This window comes from Streptomyces xanthochromogenes (genome assembly GCF_014650455.1).
Lineage (GTDB): Bacteria > Actinomycetota > Actinomycetes > Streptomycetales > Streptomycetaceae > Streptomyces > Streptomyces xanthochromogenes.
In genome coordinates, this window is sequence record NZ_BMUZ01000006.1 from 80114 (window position 1) to 102145 (window position 22032).

At 71.8% G+C, this 22032-nt stretch carries 21 protein-coding genes; 5 read left to right on the forward strand and 16 right to left on the reverse strand.

Translation table 11 applies throughout. The features are described from left to right. Positions 1–4 precede the first annotated feature (4 nt). The 9 genes from hpnD to IE267_RS17240 form a co-directional block, all read right to left on the reverse strand. Positions 5–955 (reverse strand): presqualene diphosphate synthase HpnD, encoded by a 951-nt coding sequence (hpnD, locus tag IE267_RS17200; protein WP_167152235.1) that lies wholly within the window; start codon positions 953–955, stop codon positions 5–7. Then, positions 952–1845 (reverse strand): squalene synthase HpnC, encoded by an 894-nt coding sequence (gene hpnC, locus IE267_RS17205; protein ID WP_161255417.1) that lies wholly within the window; start codon positions 1843–1845, stop codon positions 952–954. Before hpnC ends, hpnD begins: the two co-directional genes overlap by 4 nt. A gap of 419 nt (positions 1846–2264) precedes the next feature. Next, positions 2265–3080 (reverse strand): ABC transporter ATP-binding protein, encoded by an 816-nt coding sequence (locus IE267_RS17210; RefSeq protein ID WP_167152239.1) that lies wholly within the window; start codon positions 3078–3080, stop codon positions 2265–2267. Beyond that, positions 3067–3948, reverse strand: a complete 882-nt coding sequence (locus tag IE267_RS17215; RefSeq protein WP_167152241.1) for an ABC transporter permease — start codon at positions 3946–3948, stop codon at positions 3067–3069. The genes IE267_RS17210 and IE267_RS17215 overlap by 14 nt, the downstream gene beginning before the upstream one ends. A 55-nt stretch (positions 3949–4003) precedes the next feature. After that, on the reverse strand, positions 4004–4888 hold the full coding sequence (locus IE267_RS17220) for a glycosyltransferase family 2 protein (RefSeq protein WP_167152244.1): 885 nt from the start codon (positions 4886–4888) through the stop codon (positions 4004–4006). Further along, the gene (locus IE267_RS17225) at positions 4885–5664 is read right to left on the reverse strand and encodes a CDP-alcohol phosphatidyltransferase family protein (RefSeq protein ID WP_189763824.1); all 780 of its coding nucleotides are present in this window, start codon (positions 5662–5664) and stop codon (positions 4885–4887) included. Before IE267_RS17225 ends, IE267_RS17220 begins: the two co-directional genes overlap by 4 nt. Then, the gene (locus tag IE267_RS17230) at positions 5642–6703 is read right to left on the reverse strand and encodes an iron-containing alcohol dehydrogenase family protein (RefSeq protein ID WP_189763825.1); all 1062 of its coding nucleotides are present in this window, start codon (positions 6701–6703) and stop codon (positions 5642–5644) included. The genes IE267_RS17225 and IE267_RS17230 overlap by 23 nt, the downstream gene beginning before the upstream one ends. Next, positions 6691–7428: a phosphocholine cytidylyltransferase family protein gene (locus IE267_RS17235; RefSeq protein WP_167152250.1), complete on the reverse strand. Its 738-nt coding sequence runs from the start codon at positions 7426–7428 to the stop codon at positions 6691–6693. Before IE267_RS17235 ends, IE267_RS17230 begins: the two co-directional genes overlap by 13 nt. Beyond that, complete coding sequence (locus tag IE267_RS17240) at positions 7425–9230, reverse strand: DUF5941 domain-containing protein (RefSeq protein WP_189764036.1); 1806 nt, start codon at positions 9228–9230, stop codon at positions 7425–7427. The genes IE267_RS17235 and IE267_RS17240 overlap by 4 nt, the downstream gene beginning before the upstream one ends. A 409-nt stretch (positions 9231–9639) precedes the next feature. Here IE267_RS17240 and IE267_RS17245 point away from each other — a divergent pair, with 409 nt between their 5' ends. Both IE267_RS17245 and idi read left to right on the forward strand, forming a co-directional pair. Then, positions 9640–10581 carry a cation diffusion facilitator family transporter gene (locus tag IE267_RS17245; protein ID WP_167152252.1) on the forward strand — a complete coding sequence of 314 codons (942 nt, stop codon included), beginning with the start codon at positions 9640–9642 and terminating at the stop codon, positions 10579–10581. A gap of 115 nt (positions 10582–10696) precedes the next feature. Beyond that, complete coding sequence (idi, locus tag IE267_RS17250; protein WP_161256128.1) at positions 10697–11302, forward strand: isopentenyl-diphosphate Delta-isomerase; 606 nt, start codon at positions 10697–10699, stop codon at positions 11300–11302. Here the strand turns inward: idi and IE267_RS17255 are convergent. Together IE267_RS17255 and IE267_RS17260 are read right to left on the reverse strand one after the other, a co-directional pair. Beyond that, entirely contained in the window at positions 11277–11780 is a 504-nt protein-coding gene (locus tag IE267_RS17255; RefSeq protein ID WP_167152254.1) for an ATP-binding protein, read from the reverse strand. The genes idi and IE267_RS17255 overlap by 26 nt on opposite strands. A 133-nt stretch (positions 11781–11913) precedes the next feature. Continuing rightward, a complete protein-coding gene (locus IE267_RS17260) occupies positions 11914–12591 on the reverse strand; it encodes an HdeD family acid-resistance protein (RefSeq protein ID WP_189763826.1) in 678 nt (225 codons plus the stop codon). Positions 12592–12665: 74 nt separating this feature from the next. Here IE267_RS17260 and IE267_RS17265 point away from each other — a divergent pair, with 74 nt between their 5' ends. Continuing rightward, the gene (locus IE267_RS17265; protein WP_189763827.1) at positions 12666–13415 is read left to right on the forward strand and encodes an enoyl-CoA hydratase/isomerase family protein; all 750 of its coding nucleotides are present in this window, start codon (positions 12666–12668) and stop codon (positions 13413–13415) included. On the opposite strand, the gene IE267_RS17270 is transcribed toward IE267_RS17265, so the two are convergent. From IE267_RS17270 to IE267_RS17280, 3 genes are read right to left on the reverse strand one after another with little or no spacing between them, the layout of a single operon-like run. Then, positions 13406–14044, reverse strand: coding sequence for a DJ-1/PfpI family protein (locus IE267_RS17270; protein WP_189763828.1), 639 nt, complete (start codon positions 14042–14044; stop codon positions 13406–13408). The two genes, IE267_RS17265 and IE267_RS17270, sit on opposite strands and share 10 nt — an antisense overlap. Before the next feature lie 39 nt (positions 14045–14083). After that, positions 14084–14731 (reverse strand): DJ-1/PfpI family protein, encoded by a 648-nt coding sequence (locus IE267_RS17275; protein WP_189763829.1) that lies wholly within the window; start codon positions 14729–14731, stop codon positions 14084–14086. A 10-nt stretch (positions 14732–14741) separates the two neighbouring features. Continuing rightward, entirely contained in the window at positions 14742–15710 is a 969-nt protein-coding gene (locus tag IE267_RS17280) for a GlxA family transcriptional regulator (protein ID WP_189763830.1), read from the reverse strand. A 141-nt stretch (positions 15711–15851) separates the two neighbouring features. On the opposite strand from IE267_RS17280, the gene IE267_RS17285 reads away from it, so the two are divergent. Both IE267_RS17285 and IE267_RS17290 read left to right on the forward strand, forming a co-directional pair. Continuing rightward, positions 15852–16715, forward strand: coding sequence for an SCO6745 family protein (locus IE267_RS17285; protein ID WP_189763831.1), 864 nt, complete (start codon positions 15852–15854; stop codon positions 16713–16715). Between the two features lie 123 nt (positions 16716–16838). Next, positions 16839–19265 carry a Tex family protein gene (locus IE267_RS17290; protein WP_189763832.1) on the forward strand — a complete coding sequence of 809 codons (2427 nt, stop codon included), beginning with the start codon at positions 16839–16841 and terminating at the stop codon, positions 19263–19265. 66 nt (positions 19266–19331) lie between these two features. On the opposite strand, the gene IE267_RS17295 is transcribed toward IE267_RS17290, so the two are convergent. After that, positions 19332–20660: an XrtP-associated glycosyltransferase gene (locus IE267_RS17295; RefSeq protein ID WP_189763833.1), complete on the reverse strand. Its 1329-nt coding sequence runs from the start codon at positions 20658–20660 to the stop codon at positions 19332–19334. A 145-nt stretch (positions 20661–20805) separates the two neighbouring features. After that, positions 20806–21942 carry a non-hydrolyzing UDP-N-acetylglucosamine 2-epimerase gene (gene wecB, locus IE267_RS17300; RefSeq protein WP_229861280.1) on the reverse strand — a complete coding sequence of 379 codons (1137 nt, stop codon included), beginning with the start codon at positions 21940–21942 and terminating at the stop codon, positions 20806–20808. Positions 21943–22032: the final 90 nt, after the last annotated feature.

A 22032-nucleotide genomic window follows, 5' to 3' on the forward strand; every position in this document is an offset into this window, starting at 1 on the left:
TGCATCAGACGCGCCTCCTGGCGGTCTGCCGGGAGACGTACCGGGTGTCGAGGCCGGACAGTCCGCGCACCGCGACGTACGCCTTCTCCCGGCCGGGCAGCGATACGCGCCCGCGCAGCACGGCCTCCGGGTCGCGCTCGATGCGGTCGAGCAGACGGCGGTAGATCCCGGCCATGGCGGCGACACAGGCGCCGCTGCGCCGGTCCAGCATGGGCAGCAGCCGATAGCCCTCGGCGAACAGGGCGCGGGCCCGGCGGACTTCGAAGTGGACGAGCCCGGCGAAGTCGGAGCCGGGCGGCGGGACGGGGCCGTCGAAGCCCGTCGAGCAGCCGAACTTGGCGAGGTCGTCGGAGGGCAGATAGGTCCGGCCGTTGCCGGCGTCCTCGCGAACGTCCCTGAGAATGTTGGTGAGTTGGAGAGCGAGCCCCAGCGTGTCGGCGTACTCGGGGGCGCGCTCGATGCCGGGTGCGCCGGGCTGGGTGCCGAACACGCCGAGCGAGAGGCGCCCGATGGCGCCCGCGACGCACCGGCAGTAGGTCTTCAGGTCGTCCCAGGTCTCGTAGCTCTCGCCGTGCACGTCCATCAGGACACCGTCGATGAGCTCGTCGAGACCGTCGAGCGGGATGGGGAAACGGCGTGCCGCGTCCGCGAGCGCCACCGCGACCGGGTCCGTGTCGTCCTCCGCCACGGCGTCGTCGCGGACGCGCCCGAGCAGCGCCCGGGTCTCCTCCAGGCGCGTCTGCTTGGCGTCGTTCGCCAGCGTTCCGTCACCGATGTCGTCGACCCGGCGCGAGAACGCGTACAGCGCGGACATCGCCTGCCGCTTGTCGGCCGGCAGCAGCCGGATGCCGTACGCGAAATTGCGCGCCTGCTGCCCGGTCACGGCCTCGCAGTAGCTGTATGCGGCCTGTACCGGTGCGGACACGGGTGCCTGTGCCTCCACTGTCCGGCTCACCCCTCTCTACGCGCTCTTCGCAAGACGGCTCCCACCTCGCGCATCAGCCTTGCCTTGGTGGGCTTGGGCGGCCCCGGGAGTACGTCGTGGCCGGCGGCAGCGACCGCGTCGAGCGCGGCGCGTCCTCCGGCCACGAATCCGGCCAGCAGCAGCTTGAGTCTGCCGTGGACGCTACCCACCAGAGGGGTGCCTTCATTCAGCAACGACCCGGCGCGTTCCGCTTCGAACGCGACCAGGGCGCGCACCGAAGCGCTCCCCGTGGGGACGGCCAGATCGGCCTGTGTGACATGGAATCGGGACATGTCCTCGGCCGGCAGATAGATCCGGTCCCGCCCGAGGTCCTCCTTGACGTCCTGGAGGTGTTCGACGATCTGCAACGCCGTGCAGATCGCGTCGGAGCGACGGACACGCTCCGGGCTCGTGGTGCCGGTGATGCCGAGGACGAGCCTTCCCACGGGGTTGGCGGAGAGCTCGCAGTAGGCGAGCAGGTCCTCGTACGTCTCGTAGCGCCGGACCCGCTGGTCCTGGCGGTTGGCCGCGATCAGCCCGAGGAACGGCTCGGGGGTGAGCGCGCAGCGCCGCACGGTGGGCTGCAGGGCCACCAGGAGCGGGTGCCGGGGCGTCCCGTCGAAGACGCGGCGCAGGTCCGCCTCGAAGGCGTCGAGCATGACGAGCCGGTCGTCGGCGTCGGCCGCGGCCACGCCGAGGTGGCGGGCGTCGGCGCCGCCGGGGGCGAGGTCGCCGTCACCGATGTCGTCGACGAGCCGGGCGAAGCCGTACACGGCCATCAGGTCGTCGCGCCAGGCGCGCGGCAGGAAGAAGGGGGCCACCGGGAAGTTCTCGTCCGTGGCCTTGTCGAGCGTGGCGCGCGAGGGGTTTGCGGTGCGCACGTCCCGGACTGGGGTCACCGGGTACCGCCCGGGGCGGGAACGGCGGCCGTCCCTTTGAGCTGGAGATTTTCCGTAGCCATGGCCGTCACATCTCCCGTTCTACACCGCCGACCCAAAACATCCTATTTCGGACACGCCGCCTGACCTCCCCGGACGGAGTGACCCGTCGTGCGAGGAGCCGGGGGCGTATTACCCCACTTGCCGCGAATCAGCACCGGTACAGCTTACGTTGTACAACGGCCGACAACACGTCGGGGTGTTGAGAGCATTACGAGAACACTCCAATCCGGCCCAACCTTCCCCGCACACTGGCAACTTGACGGGATCTTGACCGTCCGACACACCATAGGACGCGAAAGCCCCTGCCGGGGTTGATCGACAGGGGCTTCGGCTCGCGCGGTCCGCCGGATGACTGTGCGTCAGCGGCCGGACTCCTTCTGGTAGGCCTTGACGACCTCGTCGGTCGGCCCGTCCATGAGGAGCTCGCCGCGCTCCAGCCACAGCACGCGGTCGCACGTGTCCCGGATGGAGCCGATGCTGTGGCTCACCAGGAAGACGGTTCCGGCGTGCTTGCGCAGCTCCCTGATGCGCTCCTCGGAGCGGATCTGGAACTGGCGGTCACCGGTGGCGAGGGCCTCGTCGATCATGAGGACGTCGTGGTCCTTGGCCGCGGCGATGGAGAACCGGAGGCGGGCCGCCATGCCGGAGGAGTAGGTGCGCATCGGCAGGGAGATGAAGTCGCCCTTGTCGTTGATGCCGGAGAAGTCGACGATCTCCTCGTAGCGCTCTCTGACCTCCTCGCGGGACATGCCCATCGCCAGGCCGCCCAGGATGACGTTGCGCTCGCCGGTCAGGTCGTTCATCAGAGCCGCGTTCACGCCGAGCAGCGAGGGCTGTCCGTCCGTGTAGACCCGGCCGCTCTCGGGCGGCAGCAGGCCGGCGATGGCCCGCAGCAGGGTCGACTTGCCCGAGCCGTTGGAGCCGATCAGACCGATGGCCTCGCCTCGGTACGCGGTGAACGACACGCCCTTGACCGCGTGCACCCGGCGCATGCCACGGGAGGCGCCGCCGGTCTTGTCCTTCTTCACCATGCGGCTCAGGGCGGCGGTGGCACTGCCCCTTCCGCCGCCGCCACCGTTGACGGTGTACACGATGTGCACGTCGTCGCAGATGACGGTGGGAATCCGCGCGTCCTCGACCGCGACGCGGTCCTTGATGTCCTCAGCCACGGCCATACCGCTCCTCAGCCTTCCAGAAGTACACGAATCCGAGGGCGCCCACGACGACGGCCCAGCCGGCCGCGAGTGCCCAGACGTGCGGGGGCAGGGACCCGCCGCCGTAGCCGTCCAGCAGCGCGTAGCGCGCCAGGTCCATATAGATGGCGGCCGGGTTGACCTGCAGGACGTGCTTGAGCCAGCTCGGCTTGTCGTGGAGCACGGCGGTGATGCTGAACATGACGCCGGACGAGTACATCCAGGTCCGCATGATGAACGGCATCAGCTGCGCGAGGTCCGGCGTCTTGGCTCCGAGCCGGGCGAAGATCAGCGCCAGGCCGGTGTTGAAGACGAACTGCAGCGCGAGCACCGGGACGATCAGGATCCACGTCATGCCCGGCATGAAGCCGGAGGCGACCACCACGATCATCAGGACGATCATCGAGAACAGCAGCTGCTGGAGCTGCTGCAAGGCGAAGGAGACCGGCAGCGAGGCGCGCGGGAAGTGCAGCGCCCGTACCAGGCCCAGGTTGCCGGAGATCGCCCGGACACCGGCCATCAGCGAGTTCTGCGTGAAGGTGAACAGGAACACACCGGTCACCAGGAACGGGATGAAGACATCGTTGGGGATGCCCTTCCTCGTTCCCATGAGCACGCCGAAGATGAAGTAGTAGACCAGCGCGTTCAGCAGGGGCGTCGCCACCTGCCAGATCTGGCCGAGCTTCGCCTCGCTGTACTGGGCGGTCAGCTTGGCCGAGGAGAACGACAGGATGAAGTGGCGCCGACCCCACAGCTGCTTGATGTAAGCGGTCAGCCCGGGGCGGGCACCGCTCACCGACAGCCCGTGCTTGGCGGCGAGGTCCGCCGGGGACAGGGTTGTGTCACTCACAAGTGGAAACTTTCGTGTTCAAGAAGTACGCCCGATGGTCTCAGAGCCGAGACTCTCAGATGACGGGGGGACGGCCCAGCCGGGTGAGCTTGAAGACCGTACGCCACTTCATGGGGCGGCGCGGTCCGCAGGGCGTCGTCCACCCCTCCTTGAACCCGCCGAACCAGGCTTTGAGCGCCGGACCCGAGGGCTTGCGCGCCAGCGTCAGGAGCAGCCAGACCCCGAGGTAGACCGGAACGAGCGGGGCGGGCAGGTTGCGCCGGGCCAGCCAGACCCGGTTGCGGGCCACCATCCGGTGGTAGACCGCGTGCCGGGACGGGGCGGTCGTCGGGTGGTGCAGGACCATGTCCGCGCGGTAGTCGATCATCCAGCCGGCGTCCAGGGCCCGCCAGGCGAGGTCGGTCTCCTCGTGCGCGTAGAAGAACTCGTCGGGCAGCCCGCCGACCTCCGCGAACACCTGGGTGCGCACGGCGTTGGCGCCGCCGAGGAAGGTCGTCACACGGGAGGAGCGCATCGGATCGGCGGCGCGCAGCCTCGGCACGTGGCGGCGCTGGGTGACGCCGGTGTCCGGGTCGGCGATCCGGAAGCTGATGATGCCGAGCTCCGGGTCGGCCGCGAAGGCCTGGCGGCACAGCTCGGCGGTGTCCGGGTTGGGCAGCAGGCCGTCGTCGTCGAGGAAGAGCAGCACGTCCATCTCGGCGCCCGAGGGGCCGAACGCCTCGATGCCGACGTTGCGGCCGCCCGGGATGCCCAGGTTGTCCGGCAGCTCCACGGTCCGTACGCCCTCGGGGACGTCCGGGACCGGGGCGCCGTTGCCGACGACCACGACCTCGACCCGGTCGCCGTCCTGCTTGGCGACCGAGTCCAGCAGGGCACGCAGCTCGGCGGGGCGATTGCCCATCGTGATGACGACCGCGCCGACCTTCAGGGGGGCGTTCATTTGAGCCTGCTCGACGCGAGGATGGACACGAGGTGCAGCACCGTCTGGAGCAGCGCGATGCCGGCGAGGACCGCGACGCCGAGGCGCGAGAAGTACAGGTCGCCGCGGACCTGGTCCGCGATCGCGAGAACCAGGATCAGCAGGGACGCCTCGATGCCGAGGACGAGCCGGTGGAACTTCAGCGCGGCCGCGGCCCGGCGGGCGAGCGCCACACCGGAGGAGCGCGGGGTGGCCGCCGCGTCCTTGACCAGCGGCAGACCGCCCTGGTGGCGGGCGACGCCCACGAGGTCGGTCTCGGCCTTGATCAGGATCGCGCCGAGGGCGGCGAGCGTGCCGAGGAAGGCCCACAGCCAGTCGATGCGGCCGGGGCCCCACAGGTCGGCGGCGCGCAGGCCGAAGCCGACCAGGACCGCCGCGTCGCACAGGTAGGCACCGACGCGGTCCAGGTAGACACCGGACAGCGAGAACTGCTTCTTCCAGCGGGCGACTTCGCCGTCGACGCAGTCGAGCAGCAGATAGCCCTGGACGGCGATGACACCGAGGACCGCGCCCCAGATGCCCGGCACCAGCAGGGCCGGGGCGGCCAGGACACCGCTCAGGGTCATCAGATAGGTCAGCTGGTTCGGCGTGACCTTGGTGGTGACCAGGACGCGGGTGATGCGCAGCGAGATCTCGCGCATGTACAGGCGGCCGCCCCAGTGTTCTCCGCTGACCCGGTCCTTGACACCCGCCGGGTGCACGACCGGGCGGAGCTCAGCTACGGATGGTCTTGGCATAGTCGGCGTACGCGTCCCTGATCTGGTCGGTGGACAGGTCGAGGTGTTCGAGGATGGTGTAGCGGCCGGGGCGGGTCTGCGGGGCGAACTCCACGGCCCGGACGAACTCGTCGGCGGTGAAGCCGATTTCCTCCGCGGTGACCGGCAGGGCGTGCCGGCGCAGCACCTCGGTCATGAGGGCGGACTCGGCCTTCGCGCCCCGCAGGTGCATGGCGAACGCGGCGCCGAGGCCGCACTGTTCGCCGTGGCTGGCCGCGCGCTGCGGGAAGAGCAGGTCGAAGGCGTGGCTGATCTCGTGGCAGGCGCCGGAGGAGGGCCGGCTGTCGCCGCTGATCGACATGGCGATGCCGGACATGACCAGGCCCTCGGAGAGCGTGACCAGGAAGTCGTCGTCGCCGACGGTCCCGGGGTGGCGCAGGACCGCCTCGCCGGCGCTGCGCGCCATGGCGGCGGCCAGGCCGTCGATGGGCTCGCCGGTCTCGCGGTGCGAGAGCTCCCAGTCCGCGATCGCGGACAGGTTGGAGATCGCGTCGCCGATGCCCGAGCGCACGAAGCGCGCGGGTGCGTCCCGGATCACGGCCAGGTCGATCAGGATGGCGATCGGCGTGGGCACACCGTAGGAGCCGCGCCCGTTGTCGTTGTCCAGGGTGGAGATCGGCGAGCAGATGCCGTCGTGCGAGAGGTTCGTGGCGACGGCGACCATCGGCAGGCCGACGCGGGCCGCCGCGTACTTCGTCACGTCGATGATCTTCCCGCCGCCGAGCGCCACGACCGCGTCGTAGCGCTTGCCGCGCATCGCGTCGGCGAGCTTGACCGCCGCGTCGATGGTGCCGCCGTCGACCGGGTACCACTCGGCGCCCGGCAGCAGGGGGCCGAACTGCTCGCGCAGCTTGAGCCCCGAGCCGCCGCTGATCGCGATCGCCAGCTTGCCGTTGGCGGAGATGCGCTGGTCGGCGAGGACGACCGCGAGGTCGTCCAGGGCCCCGCGCCGGATGTCGACGACAACCGGCGAGGGGATGAGCCGAGTCAGTACTGGCACGCGATCTCACGGCCCTTCGCCAGGTCGTCGTGGTTGTCGATCTCGACCCACGACACCTCGCCGATGGGGGCCACGTCCACGGTGAAGCCGCGGTTGACGAGCTCCTGGTAGCCGTCCTCGTAGTAGAGGTCGGGGTCGCGCTCGAAGGTGGTCTTCAGGGCGTCGGCGAGCTCCTCGGCGGCCTCGGCCTCGATGAGCGTGACGCCGATGTACTCGCCGGTGGCGGTCGCCGGGTCCATCAGCTTGGTGATGCGCTGAACGCCCTTGCCCTCGGCGGTGATGACCTTCATCTCCTCGTCGGCGAGGCTCTTCACCGTGTCGAGGGCGAGGATGATCTTCTGGCCCCGGCCGCGGGCGGCGAGCAGGGTCTTCTCGACCGAGACGGGGTGGACCGTGTCGCCGTTGGCGAGGATCACACCGCGCTTGAGGACCTCACGGGCGCACCACAGGGAGTAGGCGTTGTTCCACTCCTCGGCCTTGTCGTTGTCGATCAGCGTGATCGCGACGCCGTACTTGGCCTCCAGGGCCTCCTTGCGCGCGTAGACGGCTTCCTTGCGGTAGCCGACGACGATGGCGACCTCGGTGAGGCCGACCTCGGCGAAGTTCTTCAGCGCGATGTCCAGGACGGTGGTGTCGCCGTCAACAGGCACGAGGGCCTTCGGGAGCGTGTCGGTGTAGGGGCGCAGACGGCGTCCGGCACCGGCTGCCAGTACGAGGCCAATCATGCTGTTTCTCCTTCGTCATGTACGGCAGGTGCTCCGGAGGACACCCAGAAGCGGATGGACTCCACGAGCACCACGAGCGCGATGACCGCCGCGAGGGCGGTGAGCGCCAGGGTGAAGTCTGTGTCTCGCGCGGCGAGGACGGCGGCGAACACCGTCACCACGAGCGTGCGGCCCTCGTGGCCGCCGATCACCCGCACGAGCCACTGCGGCGGCGCGCCGGAGCCGCCCTTGATGCGGTAGACCGTGTCGTAGTGATGGTAGGCGACCGCCGCGACGAGCCCGAAGGCCGCGGGCAGGGCCCCGGCCACGTCCGAGCGGGCCGCCAGGATCAGGACCGTGCAGTACTCGGCCACCCGGAAGAGCGGCGGCACCAGCCAGTCGAGGGGACCCATGAGCGGCCGGGCGACGGCCAGGCCCGACAGGACCGCGTACAGCGCGGCCGCGCCGATCACCAGGCCGCTGCCGACGGGCAGCGTGAGGGCGGCGGCGACGACCAGCAGGGCGCCGACGGCCGCGAGGACCGGAGCGCCGGGCATCCGCGGCGCCTTCGCCGCGATCAGCTGGGCGAGCGGGCCGCTGTCGGCGAGCTCGGCCAGGGCCCGGGCGGCGCGGTCGGAGCGGGTGGCGCGGCGGCTCAGGGAGCGCAGGACGCGGCCCGCGGTGGTGTAGCAGGCGGCGAAGGCGCAGCCGATGAGCAGCGCGTAGAAGACGATGCGGGGCGTGGTGACCGCGGTCAGCACGGCGATCATCGCCCAGCGCTCGCCGATCGGCAGCACGATCATGCGCCGCACCCACACCGTCCAGCCGACCGAGTCGAGCCTGTCGGAGAGGGCGGCGGTGGGGCTGGTGTTGGCCGTGGCGTCAGTGCCCACGACGTGCGCCTCGTTGAAGGAGAAGTCCACGACGTGGCGGCAGGTCTGGAGCACCATCGCGCCGAGCGCGAGCGCCCATACGTCGTCGCCGCCGCGAGCCGCGCCGAGCGCGAGGCCCGCGTAGTAGGCGTACTCCTTGGCCCGGTCGAACGTGGCGTCGAGCCAGGCGCCCATCGTCGAGTACTGGAGCGAGTAGCGGGCGAGCTGCCCGTCGGTGCAGTCCAGGACGAAGGAGAGGATCAGCAGCACCCCGGCCGCGACATAGCCGCCGCGCGTCCCGGTCGCCGCGCAGCCGGCCGCGATCAGGGCGGTGAGCAGCGAGGCGGTGGTGACCTGGTTGGGGGTGAGACCCCGGCGGGCGCACCAGCGGGCGAGGTAGCGGGAGTACGGGCTGATGCAGTGGGTGGTGAAGAACCCGTCGCGGGACTTGACGGCGTTGCGCAGGCGCACGGCCTCGTCGTCCACGGCCGCGACGGCCCGGCTCGCGGCGACCGCGGCCACCTCGTCGGCGGGGACGGTCGCGACCAGCGAGCCGAGCTCGGGGTGGTGCACCGCGAGGCCGTCGGCCTCGATGGCCGCGGCGATGTCGTCGGTGAGCACCGAGGTCGTACGCACCTGGGCGGCGGGCGCCGAGGTGCCACCGGACAGGACGCGGGTGAGCGCGGGGCGGGCCTCGGCCTGGACGGTGAGGGCGCCCGGCACCGAAGCGGCCGGGAAGCGCGGGTCGGTCAGGGCGAGGCGCAGCGCGTGGACGTGGCCGAGGAAGCGCGGGTCCACGAGGGCGACGCGCTCACCGGCCGGCACCGCGGCGAGCAGGCGGGGCAGGTCGTCGGGGAGGAAGGCGTTCTGCACGTCGAAACCCAGCGCGCGCAGATCGGGTCCGAGCTGCGATCCGGGCACCGGCGGACCGGTAAGGATGGCGGTCGACAGACGAATTCACTCCTTGCGACTGACATGGCGGAAGTCACGGCCCGGCCCGGCACGGGGGCGGGCGGCACGTCGGCAGAGGCTATCGGATGCCCGGAACCGGGAATTCACTGGCCGTTTACGCCCGATGAGGCCCGGGAGCGCCCGTTGCGGGGACGCCGCGATCATCATGGTCGATCAAGGGCGCAGCCCACAAACCGCGTTCGAACGCCGCCGCCGCACCCCAGGCGCGAACCCTGCGGCCCTGCCCACGAGTTGATCACCTCAACGCTCTGACCTGCAAGCATTTCCGCAGGTCAGAGCACATGACAACGGTGTTCACTCCCGTGTTGCACATACCCCCTCCCCGTAGTTCACTGGCCCCTCGTACAGAGACATCGGGACGGATCGGCGACGGATGGGGAGGGCCTTCATGGGGGCTGGGCACGACCACGGACACACACACGGCGGGCCGCCGCCGACCGGCACCGCGGCCGCCGCCTACCGCGGAAGGCTACGGATCGCGCTCGGCATCACACTGACCGTGATGGTCGTGGAGATCGTCGGCGGACTGCTCGCGGACTCCCTCGCGCTCGTCGCGGACGCGGCGCACATGGCGACGGACGGCCTCGGGCTCGCGATGGCGCTGCTCGCCATCCACTTCGCCAACCGCCCGGCCGGGGGCAACCGCACCTACGGCTACGCCCGGGCCGAGATCCTCGCCGCGCTCGCCAACTGTCTGCTGCTGCTCGGGGTGGGCGGCTACGTCCTGTTCGAGGCGGTGACGCGGTTCGTCGAGCCGGCCGACACCGCGGGCGGCACGGCCGTGGTCTTCGGCCTGATCGGCCTGGTCGCGAACTCGGTCTCCCTCTCGCTCCTCATGAAGGGGCAGCAGGACAGCCTCAATGTCCGCGGCGCCTTCCTGGAGGTGCTCTCGGACGCGCTCGGCTCGGCGGCCGTGGTGGTGGCCGGCCTAGTCATCCTGACCACGGGCTGGCAGGCGGCCGACCCGATCGCCTCGCTGGTGATCGGCCTGATGATCGTGCCGAGGACCGTCAAGCTGCTGCGCGAGACCCTCAACGTGCTCCTGGAGTCGGCACCCAAGGGCGTCGACATGGCGGAGGTGCGGGCGCACATCGTGGAGCTGCCGGGCGTGGAGGACGTACACGACCTGCACGCCTGGACCATCACGTCGGGGATGCCGGTGCTCTCGGCGCACGTGGTGGTCAGCCAGGAGGTGCTGGACAGCGTGGGGCACGAGAAGCTGCTGCACGAGCTGCAGGGGTGCCTGGGCGATCACTTCGACGTGGAGCACTGCACGTTCCAGTTGGAGCCCGGCGGCCACGCCGAGCACGAGGCCAGGCTCTGCCACTGAAACGCGCGGTTCCGGCGGCCCCGCGTGGGGCAGGACATGCGGATGCCGGTCAATGGCGGACACGCCGCTTTTGTACGGCAGACTGAGCAGCCGAGGACCGAAGCGAAGGATGGTTATGCCGAGCACATCAGCCACCACGGCGAACAACTCGTCGAACGGGACCACGGGCGGCACCGCACCAGAGATCATGCTCGAACTCGTCGACGAGAGCGGCAACACCATCGGAACCGCGGAGAAGCTCTCCGCACACCAGGCGCCCGGGCAACTGCACCGGGCGTTCTCCGTTTTCCTCTTCGACCCGGCGGGCCGGCTGCTCCTCCAGCAGCGGGCGCTCGGCAAGTACCACTCCCCCGGCGTCTGGTCCAACACCTGCTGCGGGCACCCCTACCCCGGCGAGTCCCCGTTCGCGGCGGCCGCCCGGCGCACCTACGAGGAGCTGGGCATCGCCCCCTCGCTGCTCGCCGAGGCGGGCACGGTGCGCTACAACCACCCGGACCCGGAGTCGGGCCTGGTGGAGCAGGAGTTCAACCACCTCTTCGTGGGCCTGGTGCAGTCACCCCTGCGGCCGGACCCGGAGGAGGTCGCCGAAACCGTGTTCGTGACGCCTCAGGAGCTCACCGAGCGCCATGCGCGCGACACGTTCTCGGCGTGGTTCATGACCGTGCTGGACGCGGCACGGCCCGCGGTCAAGGAGCTCACGGGGCCCGACGCGGGCTGGTGATCCCGGGCAGGGGGGCCAGCGGGAGTGCGGCCCAGACGATCTTTCCGCCGTTGGCGGTCTGCTCGACGTCGCACACCCCGCCGGCCTCCTCGGTGATCTCTCGGACCAGAAGCAGGCCCCGGCCGCCGGTCTGCGCGTAGTCGGCCTCCAGGGCCTTGGGCCGGTAGGGGTGGTTGTCCTCGACGGACACCCGGATCCACTCGGCGCCGATGGCGACCTCGACGGCGACCTGCGGCGAAAGCAGTGCCGCGTGTCTGACGGCGTTGGTGACCAGCTCCGAGACGATCAGGAGCAGGCCCTGGATGAGGTCCTCGTGGGCCGGTACGCCCTGGCGGCGCAGCAGGTCGCGCACCGCGTGCCGGGCCTGCGGCACCGAGGCGTCGACGGCGGGGGCGGTGAACCGCCACACGCCCTCGTACGACTGCTGCCGGGCCACCAGGGCCGCGGGTTCGGGCGGCAGGCTCCCGCGGATCTCCATGTTCCGGCACCACCTCGTGGCTCGACTGCGCTCTCGTCTGCTGAAGAGTGTCGGGAGTGCGTTGGTCCGGACCGGCCGACTGAACAGAAGTCAGCGTCTATCGGCGCTTTTTGATCCCCGATGACGGAGAAGGTCATCCCTCCGGCGGGTTCTGACCCTCGTCCGACCGCTTTGCCACGGCTTGCGGGGGTGTCGGAGACATCGGAGGGGTGCCTCTTCCACCCTCTCCCGGGGCCACCGCGTCACTCACGAGAGTGACGATTCTGCGTCCGCCCACTCCGATCGCGATCAGCCCGAGCCCGTCGAACAGCAGGGCCAGCGAGAAGAAACAGCCGATGACGTACCGGCTGTTGCTCGGCCAGTTCGCGAGCACCAGGATGCCCAGGAGCACGCCGAACGCGCCCTGCACCAGCGTCCAGCCGAACTGCGGGCCGCGCACCACCACGCTGCCCACCAGGCGGAAGACGCCGCCGGTCAGGAACAGCAGGGCGGCGAACATCGTGAGCGCCTCGGCACTGCCCTCGGGCCGCCGGATGATCACCACGCCCGCGGCGAGGTTCAGGGCGGCGACCACCACGGCGAGCCAGAAGAAGCCGGAGCCGCGCGACTGGATCGCGTGCGCCAGGCCGATCACGCCGCCGATCAACAGCAGCCAGCCGAAGAGCAGCATCGTGGTGAGGGTGGCGAACTCGGTGTAGCCGAGGCCCACCAGGCCGGCCGCCACCAGGATCGCCCCCAGCACGGCCAGCAGTCCGAAGCTGCGGCTGAGTTTCCTGCCCTCGCGTCCGACGTTCTGCTTGGATCCGGCCATCAGCGTCTCCTAGTCGATCCGCGTGCGACCCCCTTGTGATCATAGGTTTCAGCCGCCCGGATAGCATCCGGCGCATGCAGCCACAGCTGGAGCAGAGCCTCTCCGACGGCGTCGCCACCGTCGTGATCAGCAACCCCGCCAAGCGCAACGCGATGACCTCCGCGATGTGGCGGGCGCTCCCGGCGCTGCTCGAAACCCTGGCCGGCGATCCGGACGTGGGGGCCCTGGTGCTGACCGGCGCCGGCGACACGTTCTGCGCGGGGGCGGACATCTCCACGCTGCGCGAGCCCGGCGACGACCCGAGGGCCCTCGCGGTACGGGCCGAGGACGCTCTGGCGGCGTTTCCCAAGCCGACGCTGGCCGCGGTGCGCGGGCACTGCGTGGGCGGCGGCAGCCAGCTCGCGGCCGCCTGCGATCTGCGGTTCGCCGAAGAGGGCGCGCTGTTCGGGGTCACCCCGGCGAAGCTCGGCATCGTCTATCCGGCGTCGGCGACCCGACGACTCACCGCGCTCGTGGGGCCCGCGACCACCAAGTACCTTTTGTTCTCGGGGGAGTTGATCGACAGCGCCCGGGCGCTGCGCACCGGCCTGGTGGACGAGGTCCTCCCGGCGGGCGACCTGGACAAGCGGGTGGCGGAGTTCACCCGCGTCCTGGTGTCGCGCTCGCTGCTCACCCAGGCGGCGGCGAAGGAGTTCGCGGACGGCAGGACCGGCCGGGACGCGCACTGGGCCGCTCAGGAGCGCGGCTGCGGCGACACCGCGGAGGGCATCGCCGCCTTCCTGGAGCGCCGGTCCCCGCGCTTCACCTGGCACCCTCAGCCCTGAGGAACGCCCCTGGCCCTGAGGTGTTCGACCAGGTCGGCGGGCGCCTTGTGCGGCGAGCCCGCGTCGTAGGGCGGCTGCGGGTCGTACTCCATGAGGAGCTGCACGGACTCGGCGTGCCGGTCCCCGGCGATCTCGCCGAGCAGGGCGAGGCCCATGTCGATGCCGGAGGACACCCCGGCCGCGGTGACGTACTTGTGATCCATGACCACCCGCTCCGCCGTCGGGGTCGCGCCGAAGCCGCGCAGCTCGTCCAGGGCGAGCCAGTGCGAGGTGGCCCGGCGCCCGTTGAGCAGCCCGGCCGCGCCAAGGAGCAGCGAGCCCGTGCACACCGACGTCGTCCACGTGGTCATGACGTCCACGGTGCGCAGCCAGTCGAGGACCGGCCCGCCCTTCAGGTGCGGCCCGACGGCCTCGGGCGGCCCGCCCGGCACGACGACGATGTCCGGCCGGACGACCTCCGTCAGGGACTTCTCGGCGACCAGGCCCAGGCTCCCGCTGTCGTTGCGGACGGGGCCGGGCCGCTCGGCGACGAACACCGTCTCGGCGCCCGGGAGCCGGCTCAGCGTCTCGTACGGTCCGACCGCGTCCAGGGCGGTGAACCGGTCGTACAGCAGGATCGCGATCTGCATGGAGCGGGCTTCCTTCTGCGCTGGGGTATCGGTGGACGGTCAGGGGCGCTCGGTCCGGGGGAAGCGACCGGCGGCACGGAGCTCCTCGACCAGATGGGCCGGGGCCTTCTGCGGCGAGCCCGCGTCGTAGGGCGGCTGCGGGTCGTACTCGGTCAGGAGCTGTACGGCCTGGGCCCGCTCGTCGCCGGCGATCCTCCCGAGCAGGGTGAGACCCATGTCGATGCCGGAAGAGACACCGGCGGCCGTCACGTACTTGCCGTCGATGACGACCCGCTCGCCGGTGGGCCGTGCGCCCAAGCCGCGCAGCGCGTCCAGGGCGAGCCAGTGCGAGGTGGCGCGCCGGCCGTCGAGGAGCCCGGCCGCGGCGAGCAGTAGTGAGCCCGTACAGACCGACGTCGTCCACGTCGTCGCGGTGTCGGCCTCGCGCAGCCAGTCGAGGAGCGCCGGGTTGTCCATCTGCCCGGTCCCCCCGGGCCCGCCCGGCACCACCACGATGTCCGGCCGCCGCACCTCCCCGAGCGTCCGGTCGGCGACGAGGCCGAGGCTGCCCCGGTTGTCGTTGCGCACGGTCCCGGCCCGCTCCGCCACGAACACCGTCTCGGCGCCGGGCGTGCGGGCCAGGATCTCGTACGGTCCGACCGCGTCCAGCGCGGTGAACCGGTCGTACAGCAGGATCGCGATCTGCATGGGGGACCTCTCAAGGCTGGGCGGGGGCGGGGCGGAAGCGGCGGCGGTACTCGGCGGGGGCCGTGCCCAGCGTCTTGACGAAGGCGCGCCGCATCGCCTCGGGGGTGCCGTACCCGGCCGCACGGGAGACCTCCTGGATGCCGTCCGGGGTCTCCTCCAGGAGACGGCGGGCGTATTCGAGGCGGACGCGCTCGACATAGCGGCCGGGGGTGGTGCCGGTCTCGGCGTGGAAGGCGCGGGCGAAGTGGCGGGGCGAGAGGCTGGCCCGCTGGGCGAGGGCCTCCACCGAGAGGTCGCCGTCGGGGTGCTCGGCGATCCACTGCTGGAGCTCGCGCAGCGGCTCGCGGCGGGCCGTCTGCGCGGCGAGCTGGGCGCTGAACTGCGCCTGGTTCCCGGGCCTGCGCAGGAACACCACCATGGTGCGGGCGATGGTCAGGGCCACGTCCCGGCCGTGGTCCTCCTCCACCAGGGCGAGCGAGAGGTCGATGCCGGCGGTCACGCCGGCCGAGGTGGCAACGTTGCCATCCCGCACGAAGATCGGATCCGGCTCGACCTGCACGGCCGGATAGCGGTGCGCGAGGCGTTCGCACAGCGCCCAGTGCGTGGTGGCCCGGCGCCCGTCGAGCAGTCCGGCCTCGGCGAGCAGCAGCGAGCCGGTGCACACCGAGACGAGCCGCCGGGCGCGCGGGCCGTGCGCCCGCAGCCAGTTGACGAGGCGCGGGTCGGGCGTACTCGCCCCGTCGCCGCCGGGGACGAGCAGGATGTCGGCCGGAGCGGTGTCTGCGAGCGCGCAGTCGGCCATGAGCCGCAGCCCGCTGTGCGAGGTGACCGGCGCCCCGTCGAGCGAGGCGAAGCGCAGCTGGTAGGCGGCCGGGTCCCCGAGGATGCGGCATGCCGCGGCGAACACCTCGGCCGGTCCGGTCACATCGAGACTTTGGACCTCGTCGAAGAGGACGACCAGGACGGAGCGCTGCGTCATACGACCATCCTTGGGCCGGGACGCGATGGCCGCAATGACAAGAACCCCACCTTTCCTGCCATGCGCGCCGTCGGGCGCCCCGGCCACCGGGTCCCGCCCCACCTCTTCACTCCGTACCGACCAGTCGGTAACGTGCGGGGCATGAGCCCTCTCCCCCCGCGCGCCGGACGCCACTGCCACAGCCCCGTCAACTCGCTGCACGCCACCGTCTACTTCTCGCCCGACTTCACCGAGGAGCTGGCCCGACTCGGCATCGAGGACCGCGGCGCCGCCTACTTCGCCGGACGCGCGGCGGCGATGGGCGCCGTGGGCCCGGGTGTGGTGGCCGCCACCTTCTACAACTTCAGGCACGACCTCATCGCCCGGCACCTGCCCGCCGTGTGGGACACCGCCTCCCCCGAAACCGTCCTCGCCGCACGGCTGCGGGCCGTCGACACCACGCTGCGCCGGCTCCTCGGCGAGGAGGCCGTCGCCTCGGCCGAGATGGCCGAGGCCGCCCGGCTCGCGCTGCGCGCCACCGAGGGCTGCACCCGCCACGCCCGCCCCCTGTACGCGGCGCACGCCGACCTGCCCGTGCCCGAGCAGCCGCACCTCGCCTACTGGCACGCGGCGACGTTGCTGCGCGAGCACCGGGGCGACGGTCACCTCACCGCGCTGCTCGACCTGGGACTCGACCCGCTGGAGGCACTCGTCAGCCACACCGCGACCGGCAAGGGCATGTCCCCCCGCTGGGTCATCGCCACCCGAGGCTGGGAGCGCCAGGACCTGGACGCGGCCGCGGGACGGCTGCGCGAGCGCGGACTCCTGGACGCGGCGGGCGGGTTGACCGCGGCGGGCGTGGAGCTGCGCGCCGAGCTGGAGGACCGCACCGACCGCCTCGACCTCGCCCCCTACGAACTCCTCGGCGAGCGGGACGTGGCGCGGCTCACCGAACTCGCCAAGGGCTTCACCGTGGCGGCGGCCCTGGCAGGCGGCTTCCCGGCCGATCTCGTCGGCAAGGGCTGACCGCTTCGGCACGAGCCGATTCAGCCGTCGAGAGCCGGTCCCGTCGGCAAGGGCTGATCGTCGATTGCCGGTGCCGCCTGCCACAATGGCGCCCCAGGCTCAGCGAGAAGGCGGTACGGCAACGTGACGACGTCCATCGAAGGCAGGATCGCCGAGGAACTCGGCGTACGGGAGCGGCAGGTGAAGGCCGCCGTCGAGCTGCTCGACGGCGGGTCCACCGTCCCGTTCATCGCGCGCTACCGCAAGGAAGCGACCGAGATGCTGGACGACGCCCAGCTGCGCACCCTTGAGGAGCGGCTGCGCTATCTGCGCGAACTGGAGGACCGGCGCACCGCGATCGTCGAGTCCGTACGGGAGCAGGGCAAGCTCACCGAGGCCCTGGAGGCGCAGATCCGGGGCGCCGACACCAAGGCCCGCCTGGAGGACATCTACCTCCCGTTCAAGCCGAAGCGGCGCACCAAGGCGCAGATCGCCCGCGAGGCCGGCCTCGAACCGCTCGCCGACGGCCTGCTCACCGACCCGTCGGTGGACCCGCTCGCCGCGGCGGCCGCGTTCGTGGACGCGGACAAGGGCGTCGCCGATGCGGCGGCCGCACTGGAGGGGGCCCGCTCCATCCTCGCCGAGCGCTTCTCCGAGGACGCCGACCTGACCGGCGAGCTGCGCGAGCGCATGTGGACGAAGGGCCGCCTCGCGGCGAAGGTCCGCGAGGGCAAGGAGGAGGCGGGCGCCAAGTTCGCCGACTACTTCGACTTCACCGAGCCCTTCACCGCGCTCCCCTCGCACCGGGTGCTCGCGATGCTGCGCGGCGAGAAGGAGGAGGTCCTCGACCTCGTCCTGGAGCCCGAGGAGCCGTCGGCCGAGCCCGGCCCCTCGACGTACGAGAACATGGTGGCGCGCCGCTTCGGCGTGGCCGACCGGGGGCGCCCCGGCGACAAGTGGCTTGCCGACACGGTGCGTTGGGCCTGGCGCACGCGCATCCTGGTGCACCTCGGCATCGACCTGCGGCTGCGCCTGCGCACGGCCGCCGAGGACGAGGCGGTGCGCGTCTTCGCCTCCAACCTGCGCGACCTGCTGCTCGCCGCCCCCGCCGGCACCCGCGCCACGCTCGGCCTCGACCCCGGTTTCCGCACGGGCGTCAAGGTGGCCGTCGTCGACGCGACCGGCAAGGCCGTGGCCACCGATGTGATCCACCCGCACGTCCCGGCGAACAAGTGGGACCAGGCGCTGGCGAAGCTGGCCGGTCTCTGCCGGGAGCACACGGTCGAGCTGATCGCCATCGGCAACGGCACCGCGTCGCGCGAGACCGACAAGCTCGCCGGTGAACTCATCGCCCAGCACCCGGAGTTGAACCTCGCGAAGGTGATGGTGTCGGAGGCCGGCGCCTCGGTCTACTCGGCCTCGGCGTTCGCCTCCCAGGAGTTCCCGGACATGGACGTGTCGCTGCGCGGCGCGGTCTCCATCGCCCGCCGTCTGCAGGACCCGCTCGCCGAACTGGTGAAGATCGACCCGAAGTCCATCGGGGTCGGCCAGTACCAGCACGACCTGTCCGAGGTGAAGCTGTCGCGCTCGCTCGACGCGGTGGTCGAGGACTGCGTGAACGGCGTGGGCGTGGACGTCAACACCGCATCGGCGCCGCTGCTTTCCCGCGTCTCCGGCATCGGCTCGGGCCTGGCCGAGAACATCGTGGCGCACCGCGACACGAACGGCCCCTTCCGCTCGCGCCGGGCCCTGAAGGACGTGGCGCGGCTCGGCCCGAAGGCCTACGAGCAGTGCGCGGGCTTCCTGCGCATCCGCGACGGCGAGGACCCGCTCGACGCGTCCAGCGTGCACCCCGAGGCGTACCCGGTGGTCCGGCGGATGGTGAAGACGGCGGGCAGCGAGGTCGCGTCCCTCATCGGCAACACGGGGGTGCTGCGCTCGCTGCGGCCGGACGACTTCGTGGACGAGACGTTCGGTCTGCCCACGGTCACCGACATCCTGCGCGAGCTGGAGAAGCCGGGCCGCGACCCGCGCCCGGCATTCAAGACGGCCACCTTCAAGGACGGCGTCGAGAAGATCGGCGACCTGGCCTCCGGAATGGTCCTCGAAGGCGTGGTCACCAATGTGGCGGCGTTCGGCGCGTTCATCGACATCGGCGTGCACCAGGACGGGCTCGCGCATGTCTCCGCGCTGTCGAAGACGTTCGTGAAGGACCCCCGGGACGTGGTGAAGCCGGGCGACATCGTGAAGGTGAAGGTCCTCGACGTCGATGTGCCGCGCAAGCGGATCTCGCTGACGCTGCGGCTCGACGACGACGCGTCCGCGCCGGGCGGCGGCGCGCCGAGGCGGGAGCGCGGCCAGGGCCAAGGCCAGGGGCAGGGCAACCGGCCGCCGCAGCAGCGCCAGGGCCAGGGCCAGCAGCGCCGGGGCGGCGCCGGCGAGGCCCGCGGCGGCAGCCGTCAGAGCGGCGGTCAGGGCCGCACCTCGGCCCCGGCTCCCGCCAACAGCGCGATGGCCGACGCCCTGCGCAAGGCGGGCCTGGTCGACCCGAAGGGCCGCGGCGGCCGCTGAGCCGGACAGCGATACGGGGCCGGGCTTACGTCAACTGTCGTACACCTGGCTCCGATTGACGGCGGGTCAGCCCTCCAGGGCGGTCGGGCCCGCCGTGACCGGCTCGGCGTTTCGGCGGGTCTTGGCCCAGCCGGTGCGGCCGCGCAGGCTGCGGACGAAGCCGCGCGCCGAGACCACGAACAGGTGGTACGCGTACAGCCACAGCGCGAAGCCCCACAGCACACCGGTGATGCGCGAGGCCTCCGGCGCGTGGTCGCGCCGGTACACCGGTCCCCACAGCACGAACGGGCCGATGGAGAGCGCCGCGAGCACCAGGGTGAGCGGCCAGGTCGCGAGCGAGCCGAGGCCGCCGAGCACCAGCATCCAGGCGCACAGCACGAGGGTGAGCAGGTGCGCGACCGGCTGGAAGAACGTGTACAGCGTCTCCAGGACACCGGCTCCGCTGTACTGGCGCGAGGAGAGGATGCGGGCGGCGTAACGCACGCACTGGAGGTTGCCCTGCGCCCAGCGGGTGCGCTGGGTGAGCAGCCGGCGGGCGTGTGGCAGGCCCTCCTGGGAGACCCAGGTGTCGGCGACGTGCGTGACGCGGTATCCGGCGAGGATCATCTGCAGGCCGAGCTCGTAGTCCTCCAGGAGCGCCCCGCGCTGCCAGGGGCGCCGCTCGGCGGCGGCGATCCGGTCGAGCGCCGAGAGCCGGGTGAACTGGCCGTTGCCCCCCAGCCCGACCGAGCCGGTCCGGGCGCGCAACAGCTGCATGCCCGCGTTGGACACGGCGAACTCCATGTCCTGGACGCGCACGAGGAGCCGGGCCGGCGCGTTGGCGACGCGGCCCCGGCCGGGCAGCGGGCGCTTGTCGTCGACATTGCGCATCCGCACGCCCACCTGCACCCCTCCGACCTCCGGGTCGGCGAACGCCGCGGGGCCCGAGACGAGTTCGAGCGCGCAGGGGTCGAGCCGCCCGTCCGCGTCGACGACACAGACGACGACCCGCTCCCGGTCCGCCCCGGCCGGCAGGAAGTCCCCGAGCTGCTCGTAGGCGGCGTTCAGTGCGTCGCCCTTCCCGGTGCGCGCGTCGGGCCGCACCCGGCGGACGAGGTGAATCCGCCGGTCGTCGTCGGCGAGCGCGGCCACGATGAGCCCGGTCCCGTCGTCGCTGTCGTCGTCGACGACCCAGACGTGTGCCGCGGGAAAGTCCGCGCGCAGCTGCCGCACGGTGTCGCCGACCACCGCCTCCTCGTCCCGGCAGGGCACGAAGAAGTGCCACGCGAACGCTCCGGCGTCCCCGGCTTCGGTCTCCTGCCGACGCAGATAGGCGTGCCGGGCCCCGGCCCAGTAGAGCAGGAAGCACCCGAGGAGGAAGAAGGGGAAGAGGAAGAGCAGCAGGCTGTTGGGCACGGGAGTCCTTGGTGATCGTGAGCCGGGCGGAAGACGCTTTCGGGGCGGGGAGTTCGGGGGCACCCGGGCGCGGGGGACTGCGCGACCGGCCGCGTACGGCCGGCGGCAGCGGAGCGGCCGGGCCACCACGCGCAGGGTGGCCGCGCTACTGGGCCCCGACGCACACCCCGCCCCCGCGCCGCGCCCCGAGCTCGGTCAGCAGCGCCACGACCCGCCGCGAAGCGAGTCCGTCGCCGAACGGGCTGGGGAGGGCGGCGAGGCGGGCGCGGCCGGCCGGGCTCTCGGCCAGGCGGCGACGCGCGGCCTGCCGCAACTCCGCTCCGGGGCGGACGAGTTCGGCGAAGTCGGGCATCGCCTCCGGACGCTCCGTGGAGTTGCGTACGACCACGAGCGGCCGGCCCAGGACCGTGACCTCCTCCTGCACACCCCCCGAATCGGACACCAGCAGCGCCGCATGCCGGGCAACGGCGAGGAACGTGCGGTAGCCCAACGGCTCGGTGACGAGAAGGGGTTCGAGAAGAGCGTCGAGCCCCGCCGCCGAGATGCGGCCGCGGGTGCGCGGGTGCAGCGGCAGCACCACCGGCAACTCGCCCGCCAGTGAACCGAGTTCGGTGAGTACGGCCCGCAGCACCGTCGGATCGTCCGTGTTCTCCGGCCGGTGGACGGTCGCCAGGACGTATCCGTCACTGGCCACTCCGATTCGTGCCAGCTCCGCGAACTGCTGCGCATGGGAAGGCAGTTGTCCGCGTACCGCCTCCACGACCGTGTTCCCGGTGACCTCGATCCGCCCCGCCGGAATGCCCTCGGCCAGGAGGTTGTCCCGGTTGGCCGGCGTCGCCGCGCACAGTACGTCCGCGAGCCGGTCGATGAGCACCCGGTTGTGCTCCTCGGGCATGTTCCGGTCGTGGCTGCGCAGCCCCGCCTCGACATGGACGAGCGGGATGCCGCGTGCGTTGGCGGCGAGCGCACCGGAGAGCGCCGCGTTGGTGTCGCCCTGGACGACGACCGCGCGCGGCGGCTCGGCCGTGAACAACGCGTCCAGCTGGCCCAGGGCCGCCGAGATCTGGACCGCCCGGGGGCGCCCGCCGATGCCCGTGAGGTAGGTCGGCTCAGGTATGGCGAGGTCGGCGAGGAAGCGGCCGGAGAGCTCCTCGTCGTAGTGCTGCCCGGTGTGCACGACGTGCGCGGCGGGCCCCAGGAGGCGGATCACCTCGGTCAGCTTGACCAGCTCGGGGCGGGTGCCGAGGACGACGGCGATGCTGCGGGGCGGCAGGGCGGGCACGGAAACTCCAGGAACGGACCGGCGGGGACGTCCACGAGAGTGGCCGGTGTCCGTTGCGCGCCCGGATGGCTTTCGGTTGCCCGACGGTTG